This window comes from Streptomyces rhizosphaerihabitans (assembly GCF_025399795.1).
Classification (GTDB): domain Bacteria; phylum Actinomycetota; class Actinomycetes; order Streptomycetales; family Streptomycetaceae; genus Streptomyces; species Streptomyces rhizosphaerihabitans.
Map to the genome: position 1 here is coordinate 1 of NZ_JAODTZ010000074.1, position 15907 is coordinate 15907.

The 15907-nt window shown below is 71.7% G+C and carries 13 protein-coding genes, 1 pseudogene and 1 riboswitch; of the genes and pseudogenes, 9 read left to right on the forward strand and 5 right to left on the reverse strand.

What is annotated here, in order from left to right:
* Positions 1–310: 310 nt before the first annotated feature.
* From N4G66_RS40965 to N4G66_RS40980, 4 genes are all read left to right on the forward strand, one after another.
* Complete coding sequence (locus tag N4G66_RS40965) at positions 311–1219, forward strand: universal stress protein (RefSeq protein ID WP_261709398.1); 909 nt, start codon at positions 311–313, stop codon at positions 1217–1219.
* 138 nt (positions 1220–1357) lie between these two features.
* On the forward strand, positions 1358–2143 hold the full coding sequence (locus N4G66_RS40970; RefSeq protein WP_261709399.1) for a universal stress protein: 786 nt from the start codon (positions 1358–1360) through the stop codon (positions 2141–2143).
* 305 nt (positions 2144–2448) lie between these two features.
* Positions 2449–3072 carry a DoxX family membrane protein gene (locus N4G66_RS40975; RefSeq protein WP_261709400.1) on the forward strand — a complete coding sequence of 208 codons (624 nt, stop codon included), beginning with the start codon at positions 2449–2451 and terminating at the stop codon, positions 3070–3072.
* Positions 3073–3450: 378 nt separating this feature from the next.
* Positions 3451–4335 (forward strand): universal stress protein, encoded by an 885-nt coding sequence (locus N4G66_RS40980; RefSeq protein ID WP_261709401.1) that lies wholly within the window; start codon positions 3451–3453, stop codon positions 4333–4335.
* Between the two features lie 239 nt (positions 4336–4574).
* Here N4G66_RS40980 and N4G66_RS40985 read toward each other — a convergent pair whose 3' ends face one another.
* The 4 genes from N4G66_RS40985 to N4G66_RS41000 form a co-directional block, all read right to left on the reverse strand.
* Positions 4575–5159, reverse strand: a complete 585-nt coding sequence (locus N4G66_RS40985; RefSeq protein WP_261709402.1) for an Rv1733c family protein — start codon at positions 5157–5159, stop codon at positions 4575–4577.
* A 751-nt stretch (positions 5160–5910) separates the two neighbouring features.
* The gene (gene gndA / locus N4G66_RS40990; RefSeq protein ID WP_261709403.1) at positions 5911–7353 is read right to left on the reverse strand and encodes an NADP-dependent phosphogluconate dehydrogenase; all 1443 of its coding nucleotides are present in this window, start codon (positions 7351–7353) and stop codon (positions 5911–5913) included.
* Positions 7354–7934: 581 nt separating this feature from the next.
* Positions 7935–8732, reverse strand: a complete 798-nt coding sequence (gene thiD, locus N4G66_RS40995; protein ID WP_261709404.1) for a bifunctional hydroxymethylpyrimidine kinase/phosphomethylpyrimidine kinase — start codon at positions 8730–8732, stop codon at positions 7935–7937.
* A 65-nt stretch (positions 8733–8797) separates the two neighbouring features.
* Complete coding sequence (locus tag N4G66_RS41000) at positions 8798–10198, reverse strand: purine-cytosine permease family protein (RefSeq protein ID WP_261709405.1); 1401 nt, start codon at positions 10196–10198, stop codon at positions 8798–8800.
* A riboswitch (TPP riboswitch) is annotated at positions 10190–10284 on the reverse strand. (Overlaps the previous gene by 9 nt.)
* Positions 10285–10693: 409 nt before the next feature.
* Here N4G66_RS41000 and N4G66_RS41005 point away from each other — a divergent pair.
* Positions 10694–11527 carry an alpha/beta fold hydrolase gene (locus tag N4G66_RS41005; protein WP_261709406.1) on the forward strand — a complete coding sequence of 278 codons (834 nt, stop codon included), beginning with the start codon at positions 10694–10696 and terminating at the stop codon, positions 11525–11527.
* A gap of 341 nt (positions 11528–11868) precedes the next feature.
* On the forward strand, positions 11869–13236 hold the full coding sequence (locus N4G66_RS41010; protein ID WP_261709407.1) for a phospholipase: 1368 nt from the start codon (positions 11869–11871) through the stop codon (positions 13234–13236).
* 345 nt (positions 13237–13581) lie between these two features.
* Here the strand turns inward: N4G66_RS41010 and N4G66_RS41015 are convergent, their stop codons facing one another.
* Complete coding sequence (locus N4G66_RS41015; RefSeq protein WP_261709408.1) at positions 13582–13797, reverse strand: hypothetical protein; 216 nt, start codon at positions 13795–13797, stop codon at positions 13582–13584.
* A 316-nt stretch (positions 13798–14113) separates the two neighbouring features.
* Here N4G66_RS41015 and N4G66_RS41020 point away from each other — a divergent pair, with 316 nt between their 5' ends.
* From N4G66_RS41020 to N4G66_RS41035, 3 genes and pseudogenes are all read left to right on the forward strand, one after another.
* The gene (locus tag N4G66_RS41020) at positions 14114–14671 is read left to right on the forward strand and encodes a hypothetical protein (protein ID WP_261709409.1); all 558 of its coding nucleotides are present in this window, start codon (positions 14114–14116) and stop codon (positions 14669–14671) included.
* A 172-nt stretch (positions 14672–14843) separates the two neighbouring features.
* Positions 14844–15260, forward strand: a pseudogene (locus N4G66_RS41030) (FtsK/SpoIIIE domain-containing protein); the annotation flags it as partial.
* A 198-nt stretch (positions 15261–15458) separates the two neighbouring features.
* Complete coding sequence (locus N4G66_RS41035) at positions 15459–15869, forward strand: VOC family protein (RefSeq protein WP_261709425.1); 411 nt, start codon at positions 15459–15461, stop codon at positions 15867–15869.
* Positions 15870–15907 lie beyond the last annotated feature (38 nt).

Sequence of the window (15907 nt, forward strand, 5' to 3'; positions counted from 1 at the left end):
TGGTGGGCAGCGCTCGCAGCATGGTGGACGTGGTGGAAGTGTTCATGATCCTGCCTCTTCCTGGCGCGCGATCCTTCCACCCCCAAATCTCTGCCCGGTCCCGCCCGCCGCCATGGGCCATCCGGCCCCGGCTGCGGGCCGCATGGCATCGGCTGGGGCCGATCGGGTCGGCGGATGGGACTGCCCGGCCCCTGCGCGCGGGCTCCGTCCCGGTAGCAGGCTTGACGGGAGAGGAGATTCCACGGGCAGCGGCGACCGCCGCCCGGCCGGTGGAATCTCCGCCGAGCGCACGACGCTGGAGGTGCGGATCATGCTTCGACCGGTCGCAGCGGGGATCGACGGATCCCCGGAGAGTCTGGCCGCCGCCCACTGGGCGGCCCGTGAAGCCCTGCGCCGGGGCACGGCGCTCACTCTGGTGCACGCCTGGCAGTGGCACCCGCGGCCGGCACTGTCCGTGCCGGCAGACATGACCCAGCGGGCATGGGCCGAGGACCTGCTGACAGGAGTCTCGGACGGCCTGCGTGCGGCGCACCCCGGACTGCGAGTGCTAGACCGGTCCGTCGAGGACGCGCCGGTGACCGCCCTGCTCGCCGCGGCCGACGAAGCCGCCCTGCTGGTACTCGGCTCCCGCGGGCTCAGCGGACTCACGGGATACCTGCTGGGCTCGATCTCCCAGCGGGTCGTCGCCAGGTCTCCGGTCCCGGTGGTCCTGGTGCGGGCCGGCGTCGGCACCTGCGACGAGCACTTTCCCGCGCCGGACGGCATCTCCCCGGACGAGATCCCGCAGGTGCCGTACCGCGACGTGCTGCTCGGCCTCGACACCGACCGGCCGTGCGAGGAACTGATCGCGTTCGCCTTCGACGCCGCCCGGCTCCGTGGCGCCGCGCTGCGCGTCCTCCACGCCTTCAGTGTCCCGCCCTCCTTCGCCGCCGCCGACGGGCTCGTCCCGGTGAGCGGCCCGGAGCTGCTGGCCGAGCACGAGAACGCCGTCGTCGCCACCCTGCGCCCCTGGTGCGAGAAGTTCCCCGAGGTTCCCGTCGCCGAGACCGTGGTGAACGGCCGCGCGGCCGGTGAGCTCATCCGCGCCTCCGCGGGCGCCGCGCTGATCGTGGTGGGACGCAGGGAGCGGGAGACCCGCTTCGGCACCTACCTCGGTCCGGTCGCCCACGCGGTGCTGCACCACGCCAAGTGCTCCGTCGCTGTCGTCCCGCACGCCTGAACACCCCGCACGCCTGAACACCGAGATGCAGGTAAGGGCGATCGCAGAGGCCTCGCTCGCCGACGGCAGGAACGGCGCGTCGGCCGCGGCGTAATGCCGACCGGTGCGGTGCGCCAACGGGCAAGGGGAGGAACAGACATGATGCCCCGTCAAGTGACGGTCGGTGTCGACGGCTCGCTCGTCGCCGTACGAGCGCTGGACCGGGCCGCCGACGAAGCGGCGCTGCGTGGCGCCGCCCTGAACATCGTGTACGCCGTACCCGACATGGAGGTCGCCGGACCCGTGCTCGCCACCGCCGTGTTACGGGCTCGCAGGCGTAGACCCGGTCTGACCGTCACGGCCCTGGCCGTCCCGGGAAGTCCGGTCCGGGCCTTGGCGCACCACAGCCGGAACGCCGAGCTCACCGTCGTCGGCACGCGCGGCCTCGGAGCACTCGGCGCACTGATCGCCGGCTCGGTGAGCCGTCGACTGGCCGCACGCACGCGTGGCCCGCTGCTCGTCGTCCGGGGTGCTCAAGGAGCCCCGGACGGTGAGGTGTTGTTCTGGCCGGGGGGCGGGACGGATGCGGACGGCGCCGCGTTCGCCTTCGCGGAGGCGGAGCGGCGAGGGGCTCGCCTGTGCGTGCTGCGCGCCGAGGACTCCTGGTACGCGAAGGCCCGCCGTCGGGCCGCGGTGCCGGGTGACGGCGCCTGTCGATCGCCGCGAGGCGAGCGGCCGCTGTCCGGCGTCCACGACGCATCGCCCACGGGGCGGGGTTCGTCACCGCGCGGCCGACCCGTGCGCGAGCTCCTGGAGGCGACCCGCGGGGCCGTCGTCGTGGTCGTCGGCGCCCAGTACCGCGGGTGCAGGCCGGGCTCGGTCGCCCGTGCCCTGCTCCGTCACGCGCACTGCCCGGTCGTGCTCGTCCCCGGCGACGCGGCGTAGCGGCGGAGCGGGCTCGGACTGCGGCGGTGGTGCCGGACGGAGCGGACGACGTACTGCGGGAGCGTCGCGTACATGGCCCATGTGCACCGGAGCGCGGCGCACGTCACGGTAGAGCGAAGCGAATGCCCTTGCGGAGGAGCCTGGTTGGTGATCGCGCACGACTCCGCTCCGCCCCCGGACAGGGACCTTCGGCCCTCCTGTCAGGGACCCGTGACCCCTCCGAACTCCCTTGCCACCGGGAGACATTGAAGGCGCAACGGAAGCCGGCAGGACCACGTCGAACACCCCTGGGAGGGATCAGCATCATGGCAGTCCACGAGCAACCCCACCGGCACACCGGGTTCCGCTTCCCGTCGCTGCGCAGGACCCGTTCGGCACAGGCACCGGGTGAGGCCGTGACCACGTCGGCGACGGTGGTCGGCTCGTACGCCCTCGCGGGTCTGCGTCTGCTGACGGGCTTCGTCTTCCTGTGGGCGTTCCTCGACAAGGCCTTCGGGTTCGGTTACGCCACGCCGTCCGGCAAGGGCTGGATCGACGGCGGTTCGCCCACCAAGGGGTTCCTGGGCGGGGTCGCGGCCGGGCCGATGGAGTCGACGTTCCACTCCTGGGCCGGCGCCGGCTGGGTGGACTGGCTGTTCATGGCCGGCCTGCTCGGCGTCGGAATCGCCCTGGTCGCGGGCGTCGCGCTGCGGCTCGCCGCGGTCGCGGGCACGGTGATGATGGTGTTCATGTGGCTCGCCGAATGGCCGCCCGCCCGGCATCTGTCCGACGGTTCGCCGAGCATGTCGCCCAACCCTTTCACCGACTACCACGTGATCTACGCGGTCGTCCTGATCGTCCTCGCCGCCGCGGGCGCGGGCGCCACCTGGGGCCTCGGAAAGCTCTGGGCGCGACTGCCCGTCGTGAACCGCACCCCCTGGCTGCGGTGACCGCCCGGCAGGAACGGGAGCGCCCTCGCGAGCGTGCGGGGGCGCTCCGCCGTGTTCGGCGACGCGGGACCGGGGTGCTTTACCGGCGGGGCAGGCCGCCTGCCGGTCGGCGAAGGTTTCCGGTGATGATGGTCGGCGGGGGATGACAGTCGGCTGGGGAGTGCCCGACCGACCGCCCACGGCCCTCGCGCACGGCCGTCCGTCAGCTTGGGGCGGCCATGTACCCAGCCGCACGGTCGGCCGGCGGACACCGTCCCGGAGAGTGCGTGAAGTCCCGTGCCGTATGGGCCGGTCGGCCCCCGTCGAGGACCAGCGGCCCCTCCTCCGGCGCCCGTGCGAACGCCAGACTGATCACGCATCCCTCAAGGAGGTCCCCAGATGTCCCGCACCATCGTCGTCGGTCTGGACGGCTCGCCCGAGAGCCTCGCCGCAGCCGAGTGGGCAGCCCGCGAAGCCCGGCGCACGGACGCTCAACTGCTTCTCGTGCACGCCTGGTTGTGGCATCCCTACGTGTACGGCCCACTGGGCGGCGTCTCGGTGCCACCGTCCTCGGAGGACCCGGAGCGTGAATGGGCCGAAAGCCTGCCGCGCGAGACCGCGGCCAAGCTCGCCGCGGACCACCCCGGTCTGTCCGTCACCGCCGAACGCGTCGCGGAGCAGCCCGTCACCGCCCTGCTGGCCGCCGCGGAGAACGCGGAGCTGCTGGTGCTGGGGTCCCGGGGCCTGAGCGGAGTCGCCGGTTTCCTGACAGGTTCCGTCGCGCAGGCCGTGGTGTCCCGGAGCCGGATGCCGGTCGTCCTCGTACGAGCCGACGCGCGGCCCGTGGAAGCGTCCGGGCGCGAGGATGTCGTCCTCGGTCTCGACCTGGAGCACCCGGACGCCTCCGTGATCGCTTTCGCCTTCCGTGCGGCGGCCCGCAGGGCGACGGACCTGCGCGTCGTCCACGGCTGGAGTCTGCCGCCCTCCTACGGCTACAGCGGAGCCACCGCCGCGCGGGTCGACGCGGAGCTGCTCGCCGAGGCGCAGCAGCGGTTGACCGAGGTCCTGAGCCCCTGGCGGGAGAAGTTCCCCGGCGTCGAGGTGCGCGAGCAGGCCGTGATCGGCGGCGCGGGTCCCCACCTCGTGGAGGCCTCGCGGAACGCCGCGCTGGTCGTGGTCGGTCGCCGCAACCGGCAGTCCCCGGTCGGCGCCCACATCGGACCGGTGACACAAGCGGTACTGCACCACTCCACCGCACCGGTCGCGGTCATCCCGCACGACTGACCGCTCGGGTCACCGATCCGCGACGACGGGCCTCCAGGGGATCACCCCGGGGGCCCGTCGCGGCCGGGACGCCGGGTCGTTTCCCACGGGTGCAGTGCAGTGCAGTGCAGTGCGGGTGCGGGTGCGGGCCGGTCGCCCGCCTGCTGGGTACCGGCCCCACCGGCCCCACCGGCCCACCGGCCCACCGGCCCGATGGTGATCACTGGTCCTCGATGGTCCGACGGTTCAACAGACCGGCGTCAGGGCGTCTTGTGCCCCCACTGCGGTCCGAGGCGCTCCCACTCGCGTCCCCATCGGTCGTAGCGCCGCTGGTCGAGCCGCCACCGCGCCAGGCTGCCGGCGCCGAAGACCAGGCCGCCGAGGGCCACAGCGGCGCCGATGCCCAGCAGGCTCGACTCGGTGGCCGCCGCGCTCGCGGTCGGCGGCGCCGTGGTGGGCCGGCCCCGCGCGTCCAGCCAGATCACCACATGCGATCCGGCCTTGTGCCCGGATTCCACCAGGGCGCTGCCGACACGGGGGGACCCGTCCGGGGCGGTCCACCGGACCGTCGCCCGGACATGGTCGTAGACGCCGCCGTCTCCGGCGGGTACCGCCGAACCCGTACTGACGACCAGCACGGCCGGGACGGAGTGCCGGTCGTGGCGCAGCCGCGTGAAGGACGCGTCGGCGGCATGGGCCGTCACCAGACCGGCGAGGATGCCGCCCAGCACCATCACCGTCCAGACGATCAGCACGATCCACGCCTCGAAGACGTCGTCACGGCGACGCAGCGGATTCCTCCGCCAGCGCCAGCACCACTGCCTCGCACCCTGTGCTCCGCGCATGGCACCGCACCTCCTCGTTACACCCCAACAGTGCAAGCGGATCGCGGCGCGCGCGAGCGGTGGCAGGGGCCGCCCGGTCCCGGAATGGGGACCGACCGGCCCATGCGCGAAGCATCTGCCCCGGTCAGGGCGGATATGCCAGGTCATGTCGCGAGCTGAAGGGGCCGTCATGAAGGCACGGTCCGCCTTGATCGTCGGGACACTCCGACGGTCGGGACGCCCTGACGGAAGGAAGTGATGGGTCATGTCCGAGCAGACACGAAGCGTCATGTCCGAAGCGGCGCGAGGGGCCGTGAACGGCGGGACACCTCAGGACGAGGGCCCGCCCTGCGGGATGTCGGGCGGGGAACCAGGAGCCGGGGAGGCGCCACGCGCGGCCGGCTGGGCGGTGACCCCGTGCGTACCTGCGTCGCGGAGCCGTCCGGGAACACCTCGGCGCCTGGCTCGACGGGCACCCGGACCAGGCCGCGGCCGTCCTCGGCCGGATACTCCAGGACACCCGCGAGGACTGAACAGGGGCGGATCACCCCGCGGATCCCGGCAACGGTTTCCGGCGGGGCGATCGGGTCGCGGCGCAGCCGGCCCCCGAACCGGTTGCCCGCGAACATGTTCGACACCATGGTCGCGCCCGACGGTCTGTTCCACCTCGTGGCCCGTCGGGCCTGCCCTGCCTCGGTCTCGCGGAGCAGGCCGCACATCCGTCGCTACGGACACGCGGCCTGCTCCGCTCCGGCTCATGGCCGGGTGGAGGTCACAGGACCTCGGTCTCACTGCGGGCGGTCTCGCCCCACAGCGTGTGGAAGCTGCCCTCGCGGTCGGTGCGCCGGTAGGTGTGGGCGCCGAAGAAGTCGCGCTGGCCCTGGGTGAGGGCGGCGGGCAGCCGGTCGGCGCGCAGGGTGTCGTAGTAGGACAGGGCGGCCGAGAACGCGGGCACCGGGACGCCTCTGCGGGTGGCCGTGGAGATGACCTCGCGCCACGGGACCTGGGCGTCCTTGATCTCGGTGGCGAACCCCGCGTCGGAGAGCAGGCTGACCAGGCCCGGATCGACGGCGTACGCGGCGCGGATACGGTCGAGGAACGCCGCGCGGATGATGCAGCCGCCGCGCCAGATCTTCGCCACCTCGCCGAGGTCGATGTCCCATCGGTACTCCGCGGCGGCGTCCAGGATCATCTTCCAGCCCTGGTCGTAGGCGATCAACTTCGATGCGTACAGGGCGTGTTCGACCTGGCTGGTGAACCGCTCGGCCTCGGTTCCCGACAGGTCCCAGTGGGTGCCTCCGGGCAGGCCGCGGTAGGCGTCGCGCAGTCCGCCCTGGCTGGAGGCGGCGCGGGCGAAGGTCGCCTGCGCGATGGCGGTGACCGGGGAGCCGAGGTCGAGGGCGGTCTGCACGGTCCAGCGGCCGGTGCCCTTCTGCCCCGCGGCGTCGACCACGACGTCCACGAACGGCTCCCCGGTGGAGGCGTCCGTGTGCGCGAGGACCTCGGCCGTGATCTCGATCAGGTACGAGTCGAGGCGGCCCTTGTTCCAGCGCCGGAAGATCTCCGCGATCTGCGCCGGCGTGTAGCCGCCGACGCGGCGGAGCAGGTCGTAGGCCTCGCCGATCAGCTGCATGTCGGCGTACTCGATGCCGTTGTGCACCATCTTGACGAAGTGTCCGGCGCCGTCGGTGCCGATGTGTGTGGCGCAGGGCTCGCCGTCCACCTTGGCGCTGATCGACTCGAACATCGGGCCGAGCGAGGCGTACGACTCCGGCGAGCCGCCGGGCATGATGCTCGGCCCGTGCAGGGCGCCCTCCTCGCCGCCGGACACGCCCGCGCCGACGAAGTGGATGCCTCGTTCGCGCAGCGACTGTTCACGACGCCGGGTGTCGGTGAAGTGGGCGTTGCCGCCGTCGATGATCATGTCGCCGGTTTCGAGCAGCGGGGCGAACTCCTCTATGACGGCGTCGGTGGCCGCACCGGCCTGCACCATGATCATCAGGCGCCGGGGTCGCTCCAGCGCGGCCACGAACTCCTCGGCCGACTCGGCCGCCACGAAGGCGCCCTCGTGCCCGAACTCCTCGACCAGTGCCTTGGTGCGTGCGGGGGTGCGGTTGTGGACGGCGACGGTGTAGCCGTTCCGGGCGAAGTTGCGGGCCAGATTGCGGCCCATCACCGCGAGCCCTGTGACGCCGATCTGCGCGGTCGCCTTCATGGTGTGCTCCTTGGATCCGGATCTGCCTCCCCGCGTACCTGACGGGCGAGCAGACGACTGTCGCTGTGCCGATCAGTACGCACGACAGGGGGCGAGGTGTTCACCTTCCGAGGCAGGTGGTGCGCCTGATCGCGGGCCAGGGTCTCCGGGCGACGTGCGGAGGCGGGTGCTCCGGAACGCCGGGCCTCGGGCGGACGCGGCTGTTGCGGCGGTGCTGCGGGACTCCGGGCGGGGGATGGACCCGGCCGCTCCGGGACCGCGGGCCTCGGGCGGACGCGGCTGTTGCGGGAGTTCGGGCCCTGGGCGGGCGGGCGTCGGTGCTGCGGCACCCCGGGTAGGGGCGGGACCCGGCCGCTCCGGTGCCCCGGGCCTCGGGCGGATCCGGCCGCGGTGGAATTCCGGGCTCAGGGCGGGCATCGGTGGTCCGGAACTCCGGACAGCGGGCGGCGCCGCTCCGAGACTGCGGACCCGGGTGGACCCGGCCCCTCTGCCCCCCGGCCCTGGGCAGCCCCGGCCGCTCCTGAACCCCCCGCCCTGGGCAGCCCCGGCTGTTGCGGAACTCCGGCCGAAGGCCAGGGGGGTCAGCCGTTCCGGCGCAGGCGCCAGCCGTGGTCCACCGGCCCGATGCCGGCGCCGAGCGCGAAACCGGCCTCGATCGCGGCGGTCACATACTCCTTGGCCCGCTGTACGGCCTCCGGCACCGAAAGGCCCTCGGCCAGGCCCACCGCGATGGCCGAGGCGAGCGTGCACCCGGTGCCGTGCGTATGCCGGTTGTCGTGGCGCGGCGCGCGCAACCAGTGCTCCGCCGTTCCGTCGGTGAGCAGATCGACGGCCTGTCCCGGCAGATGACCCCCCTTCACCAGCACCCAACGGGGACCGAACGCGAGCAGCCGGTCGGCGGCCCCGAGCATGCCCTCCTCGTCCTTCACCTTCACCCCGGTGAGCTGGGCGACCTCGTCGAGATTCGGGGTGGCCACCGTCGCCCGGGGCAGCAACCGGGTCCGTACGGCATCCAGCGCGTCGTCGGCCAACAACCGGTCCCCGTGCTTGGAGACGCTCACCGGGTCCACCACGACCGGGGCGCCCACGTCGGACAGCAGCTCGGCGACCGTCGTGACCAGGCCGGGCGACGAGAGCATCCCGGTCTTCACGGCCTGGACGCCGATGTCGTCGACCACACTGCGGTACTGGGCGCGTACCGCCTCCTGGGACAGCTCCCAAGCGCCCTGCACACCCACGGAGTTCTGCGCGGTCACCGCGGTGAGGACGCTCATTCCATGGGCGCCGAGCGCGAGCATGGTCTTCAGGTCGGCCTGGATTCCGGCGCCCCCGCCGGAGTCGGATCCGGCGATCGTCAGGACGCGGGGCGGCGTGGTCATACGAAGTGTTCCTCTCGGGTACGGCTTCGGGCGGGGCCCTCGGCCGGCGGAGCGGCGGAAGGCCCTCAGGCGCGGCGGCGCAGCCGGAGCGGGGCGTAGAGGGCGAGGGCGACGAGGAACGCCACGTAGTAGGAGAGGTCGGCGCCGTGCAGCGCGTCGGCCACCGGACCGACGTACAGGCCGGTGTCCATGAACGGCACGGCCGCGCCGAACGCCGCGACGAAGGCCACCAGCGACGGCCATCCCGAGCGCGGACGGGAGTTCTCGACGGTGACGTCGAACGGGGCGCCGCCGCGCTCCCGCCCGCGGGCGATCCAGTCGACGACGACGATCGCGACGAACCCGGGGATCCAATAGCCCACGAACAGCAGCACGTTCTGGAAACGGGCGGTGGTGTCGGCGGCGTGCATCCACAGCACCAGCGGGAAACCGAGCCCGGCGGCCAGGGCGGCGGCCACCGGGCGCGGTATCCGTACGCCCAGGGTCTGCAGGGCCAGTGAACCGCTGTAGTCGTTCATCGCGTTGCTGCACACCGCCGCCAGCGCCACGGCCAGCAGCCCGAACGCGCCCGCCGTCCCGCCCCCCAGCAGCGCGTCGACACCCGCCGCCGTCTGGTCGGTCAGCACCGACGCGCCCCACAGCCCGAGGACCTGCACAGCGACGAAGGACGCGACGAGGCCGAGCAGGGTGCACCAGAACATCCGAGGTCGGGACGTCGTACGCGGCAGATAGCGGCTGAAGTCACCGGCGTACGGCGCCCAGGACAGCGAGAGGCTGAGCGCGATGGTGCTGGTGAGCACGAACGCGCCCGCGCGGTCGGCGCCGGTCGCCGTCCCTGTCGCGGCCGGGTGGACGCCGTCGAGCATCCGCCAGGCGATCACCGCGAAGGCGACGGCGAGCACGAACGTCATGACGATCTGCAGGCGGTGGATCGCTTCGTAGCCGAGGACGCCGAGAGCCCCCTGGGCAAGCATCATGACCAGCACACCGAGCCAGAACGGCCAGCCGCACAACCGCGCCAGCGCGTCCCCGCCGAACAGGCCGATCAGCGCGTCCCAGGCGACCGAGGACAGCCACTGGAGCATCCCGGGCAGCACGACCGCCCGGCCGAACGCGAGCCGTGCGAGCGGGAGTTGGCCGGCGCCGGTGAGGCCGCCCCAGGTGCTGAGGTAGGCGGTGGGCAGCGCGCCGAGCACGGTCCCGAGGACGACCGCCGCCAGGGCGGTAGCGAAGTTCAGGCCCAGCGCGATGCCGATGGTGCCGGTGAACACGCCCGTCATCGTCAGGTTCGGAGCGAACCACACGGTGAACAGGCGCCCGGCGCCGCCGTACCGGTTGTTCTCGGGGACCGGCTCGATGCCGTGCCCCTCCACCCGCAGGTCGCCGGGTGAGCCGGGCATCCGTCCGTCGAAGACGGCGGGCCGGCTGTCGGCGGGCAGCCCGCCGGAAACATGCGCCAATGGCATGGAAGACATCCCTCCGCCAGTACGAACTGGTTCAGGTTCGACGGGTGTGATCTCAGCCCTCGGACGGGGCACCCCGTGTCCGGTACTACGACGGACACACTAACCCCATCCCCCAGGCGGTGGGTACGACGGCTCCCGCGCACGACAGTTGTTGTGTACGACGACCCCCGCGCAGGGCGCCCCGCGCACGGCGGAGATGTCCGCCCCGGTCCGCACGGGACGCAGTGGATCGGTCCGCGCGGGACGCGGGCTCGTGGCCGCACGGGACCCGGGGCTCGTCCAGAGCGGACCGGCCCCCGGGTCCTCCACCGGCCCCGTGGAGTCACCCACCCGGACCAGTGCCCGCCGGCAGACCCGGTTTCGTCCGAGCGCCCCGACCGGGCCTTTCACAGGGCGCCGCGCGCCGCCCCTCGGTACTGTCGGAAGTGATCGCCGCCCGCTCTCCGCTCCAGGGTCCCCGGGCCCCGGTGGCCGGGCGGAAGGAGGCAGAGTGCCGTGACCGTGATCTCCCTGAAGTCAGCCCAACTGCGGGAAGGACCCACCCTCCCGTACGCCGAAGCCGGCTACCCCAGTGGTACACCGGTCGTCTTCGTGCACGGTCTGGCCGACTCCTGGTGGTCCTTCGAGCCCCTTCTGAGGCGCCTTCCGGCGTCCCTGCACGGCTACGCGCCCACGCAGCGCGGGCACGGCGATGCCGACCGCCCTCCGGAGGGCTACACTCCCGACGACTTCGCCGCCGACCTGGTGGCCTTCCTGGACGCGGTCGACATCCCCCGCGCCATCCTGGTCGGGGCGTCCAGCGGCGGCGTACCGGCCCGGATCGTCGCCGGCAGTCACCCCGACCGCATCGCGGGTCTGGTCCTCCTCGGCGTCCCCGGCACCCTCGCGGACAAGCCTGCGGCGGTCGCGCTGGGGAAGTCCCTGGAAGACCTCTCCGATCCCGTGCCCCGTGCGTTCGTCGAGGACTTCCTGGCCGGCGCGGCGGCCCGCCCGATCGCCCGGGGGTTCATCGAGACGATGGTCGAGGAGAACCTCAAACTCCCCGCGTACGTCTGGAAGGAGACCGCGCGCGGTCTCCTCGACGCCGATCTCGGTGCGACCCTCGCGGGCATCCTGGTGCCCACGCTCGTGGTCTGGGGCGAACAGGACGAGTTCCTGCCCCGCGAGGACCAGCAGACCATCCTGGACGCCGTCCACGGCGCGGCCTTCGTCGCCTATGAGGGCACCGGCCATGTCGTCCACTGGGAACAGCCCGAACGCGTGGTCGCCGACATCACCGCGTTCGCCACGCGGATCGAGCACCCCGGTACTCCGTACGGCACCGCCTGACCTCGACCGGAGGGTGAACGACGGCGCGCCGAAACCGCGTTGCACGTGATCCCCGGGTCGTCCAGCGCGCCCGAGCGCCAATGCCGTGCCCGGACCGGGGCCGCTCGCGGAGTCCCCGGCGCGGGATCTGACGCCGGTGTCGGCGCGGGACCGACCGCAATCGGTCGACGCGAGAGCAACCGCGAAGGTCGGCGCGGGACCCACCGCGACAGTCGACGCGAGAGCAACCGCGATGGCTGACCCGGGAGCGGGACCGACCGCGACCGTTGACGCGATCCGTACCGCTGATGCCCGCAACAACATGGCATGCTCATGCTCCCCACAGGAAGGGATCACGTGCCATGAGAACCAGCCGACGCTCCCTGCTCGCCGCCACCGCCGTGCTGAGCACCGTCTTCGCCGTTCCCGCGCCCGCCGACGGCGCCGAAGTCCCCGCCGCGGGCGCCTATTACGTCCAGAGCGCCACCACGGGACTGAACGCCGCCGACAGCGCGGGCGCGGTCGTCCAGCACAACCCCAAGGGCAACGAGGACCACCAGCAGTGGACTCTGCGCCAGAACGGCTCCTCCTCCGTACTCGAAAGCGCCGACACCGCGGGCAGTTGTCTGGGCCGCTCGGGCGATCAGGCCCGGACCGTCGCCTGTACGAGCGCCGACGCCGTGTGGGAGGTGACGCCGAGCAGTGCCGACCAGTACAGGCTCAAGGCCCCTGGAACGGACCGGTACTTGACGCTCGCCGACAAGTCCAACGGCGCCAACTACCCCGCCCAGCTGGTGATCGGCCCGCCGGGCGGACTCGCCTCCTGGTATCTCACCCCGGTCGAGCCCGCGACCCGCCCCATGCCACCCCAGGACCAACGCACTCTGGACCAGGTCACGTTCCTCACCGCTCACAATGCCTACGCCAACGGCGTGGACGGCGGATTCGCCCCGCCCTTCGTCAACCTGGTGCCCAATCAGACCCGCGGTATCAATCAGCAACTCGCCGACGGCGTCCGCGGGTTCATGCTCGACCTGCACCAGACCCCCGACGGAGCGATCCTCTGCCACGACAGCTGCACCCTCGTCAGCAGACCGGTCGCGCTCTGGGTCGACCTCCAGCGCATGGTCGACTTCCTCAAGCAGCACCCCGACCAGTTCGTCACCGTGTTCATGGAGGACTACGTCGACCCGGGCGTCCTGCGCGCCGAACTCGCCCGAGTGAACGGCCTGTCCGACGTCCTCTACCGTCCCGACCTCACCGGCGTACGCGAGAAAGGCTGGCCGAAGCTCGCCGATCTGACCGCCGCCGGCCACCGTCTGCTCATCTTCACCGACCACAGTCGATCCTCCGACGAATCCGCCGGACTCACCCGGGACAGCTTCGGCGTCATGTACCAGCGCGAGTGGACCGTCGAGAACTACTGGTCCATGGGCTCGGGCATCGGCTCCTCCGACTGGTCCTGCTACAGCCGCTGGTACGACGCGGGCACGAACGTACCGCTCACCCGCACCGAGCCGGGTTTCCGCCCCCTCTTCGTCATGAACCACTTCCGCGACGTCACCATCTCCGGAACCGCGGGCGCGGACAACACCAAACTCGCCGACCGGGCCCGCCGCTTCTGCCGGCCGGCCGCCCGCAAGAAGCCCAACTACCTCGCCGTGGACCGCTACGACCTGGGCGACCCAGCCTCCGCGGTGAGCACGCTGAACACGTACGTCTATCCGTAGCCCGACTCGGACCGCGAGTCTCGCAGAGACCTCACCGGAGGGGGTGACCGACGTGAGGCTCGCGGAGCAACATGGGTAGACCCTGCCTCTGAACTCTCATGGGGAGGAGTGGCAGCCGTTCCCTTCACTCCCTGCCGTTCCCCTGCTCGACCTGGTGCGATTGCGGTGCGTCACGCGGATGTCTTCAGGAGTCAAGTCGGCGGTGCGCAGCCCCGGTTGACGTCGGCGCCGGCCTGACCGGGGTCGTTCGCTGCTGTTGGTGTCAGGCGCTGATGTCAGCTTCGGCACTCGATCCTGACAAGCAACCACCGACTCGACCCGGACGACCAGGGCGGGATGGGCAGTTCAAGCGGTGTCCCGGTTCTCCGACGACCGGCGCCGCTTCGACCGAGGGCGGACATGGTCGAGGACCGCACCTGCCGTCGCCATCACGCCCATCACCAAAAAGAGGACGGAAAGGATCTGTCGCGGTCCCTCGCCGTACAGGGCTTGGCGGCCGAGCGACGCCAGGAGGATACAGGCCACCAGGCCCTTGCCCAGTCCCACAAAGCGCGGAGCCATGCGCACTCCCGAGTCAGGTATGCCCGCGAACCGGGCCCACTGAGTGTGGCATGGGTCTTGAAAACCGTCGCATCCGTCAGGGGGGGGCACGGGCTGCGTGCGGTCGGCTGGGCAAACCGCAGGGAGTGTGCCGGGACCCCGCTCCGAAGTGGAGATTCCCGCACGATCTGGGCCGCAACCCGCACGCACGGCCCTGCTCACCCGCCGGGGCCGTAGAGGTCCGGCAGTGACCCCTGGTGCTCCGCAGGCAGATTGAGGAAGGATGCGCTCGGGGCGCCGTGGCAGCCGCATCACGGGCCGGGGGAGATGAGACACGGTGAGCTCGAGTGTGGCGTCCGACGACGCCGTGCCCACGGCACAAGAGGCTCGTGAAGCCTGGGCCGGCGAGGCATACGAGGTCCTCATGGGCGTGGCGGGTACCTATCACGCTGTCATCACCTACAAGGAGCTGGCTGAGGAGATCCAGCACAGAACGGGGGTTCGCACCAAAGCTCTCCTGCACAACTGGATCGGCTCCGTCCTTGGGCGGGTGGTCCGCGAAGCGCGGCGCCGTGGAGACCCGCCGTTGATCGCTCTGGTCGTCCGTAGTAGCGACGGCATGGTGGGCGACGGCTACAAAGAGGTTCTGGAGGTTGCTGGAGAACCTCCCGTAGAAGGTGTACTGGAGCGTGAACAGCATGCCGCCGGCGCACGCCTGGCCTGCTATCGCCACTTCGGGGCGACCCTGCCGCTTGACGGTGGTGTCCCTGCTCTTGCGCCCAGGTACCAGGCCGCCATCGAGCGCCGCCGCGCGAGCATCGAGAAGCCGCCGCAGGTCTGTGGCCGCTGCTTCGTGGAACTCCCTACGACGGGTGTCTGCGACTCGTGCGGATAGCGCTTGTGCTGAAGACGGCGCCCGTGAGCGCGCCCCGCTCCTGACCACCGTCGACGTCCGTCTCCGGACGCTCATGACGATGCTGCGGCGCGAAGGCGCGGACATGGTGCGCCCAGACCGCCCGTGGGGGCTGCCGATCGAGGACCGGGTGCTGTCGGTCGTGACCTACGACGAACTGATCAAGGCCCGTCAGGACCTCGCCCCGAGTACGCCCGCCGAAGAGATCACCTCGGACGTCTGGGGCCTCCCCGAGGACGGACGCCCCTTCCCCATCGTCCTGTTCGTCGACGACGTGGCCGAACTCCTCCTCGTCGCCACCCGCAGGGACGAGGAACCGCGCGACGAGATGGTCACCCAGCTCATCCGCCTCGCCCAGCTCCACCGCGCAGCCGGGATCTACCTGGAGATCGGCGGGCAGCGCTTCGGCGCCGAACCCGGCAAGGGGGCGACCATGCTCCGGGCCCAGTTGACCGGCCGCGTCTGCCACCGCGTCAACGACGAAGCCTCCGCCAAAATGGCTCTCGGCGACATCGCCCCCGATGCGCTCTCCGCCGCCTGCGCCATCGCGCCCGAACGGCCCGGCCTCGCCGACGAATCTCCGAATCAGGTCACCAGATCGTCACTTGGTTCAGTGCTCGCGGAGGCCGCACCCAACCGGATGGCGTCGGTCGGACGCAGAGTCAGGCCAGGGCTTAGGACCGATGCCCGAGGCGCGCATGATCGTTTCTCGTTAGCCTCCGTGGATGAGGCCCGCGACCGGCCGGCCATGAAAACAGGAGGTAGCCGGATGCCCGCCAACGCCACGGCGCATGTGCGCATCGCTCGGCCATCACGCGATCTTGATGCAGCGGAGCGGTTCTGGATGTCAGGTCTCGGCCTCCACGAGCTGTACCGGCATGCAGCGGATGGCACACCCGGTCGCCACTCCCTACTCATGGTCGGCTGGCCGGACGCCGCCTGGCACCTGGAACTCGTGCACGACCCCACGGCCCCTGTCGATCCCCGGCCGACCCCCGAGGACCTGCTGGTGATCTATCTCGGTGAACCGGTCCCGGACTCCCTCGTGGAACGCCTCGAACAGCACGGCGGCAGGCGGGTAGCCGCACACAATCCGTACTGGGACACCTGGGGCGTAACGCTCCAGGATCCGGACGGCTATCGCTTGGTTCTGTCCAGCCGGAACTGGTCCAGCGACTGAATGGCGTCGCGGACGACGAGCGCGAACTGTCTCGGCGC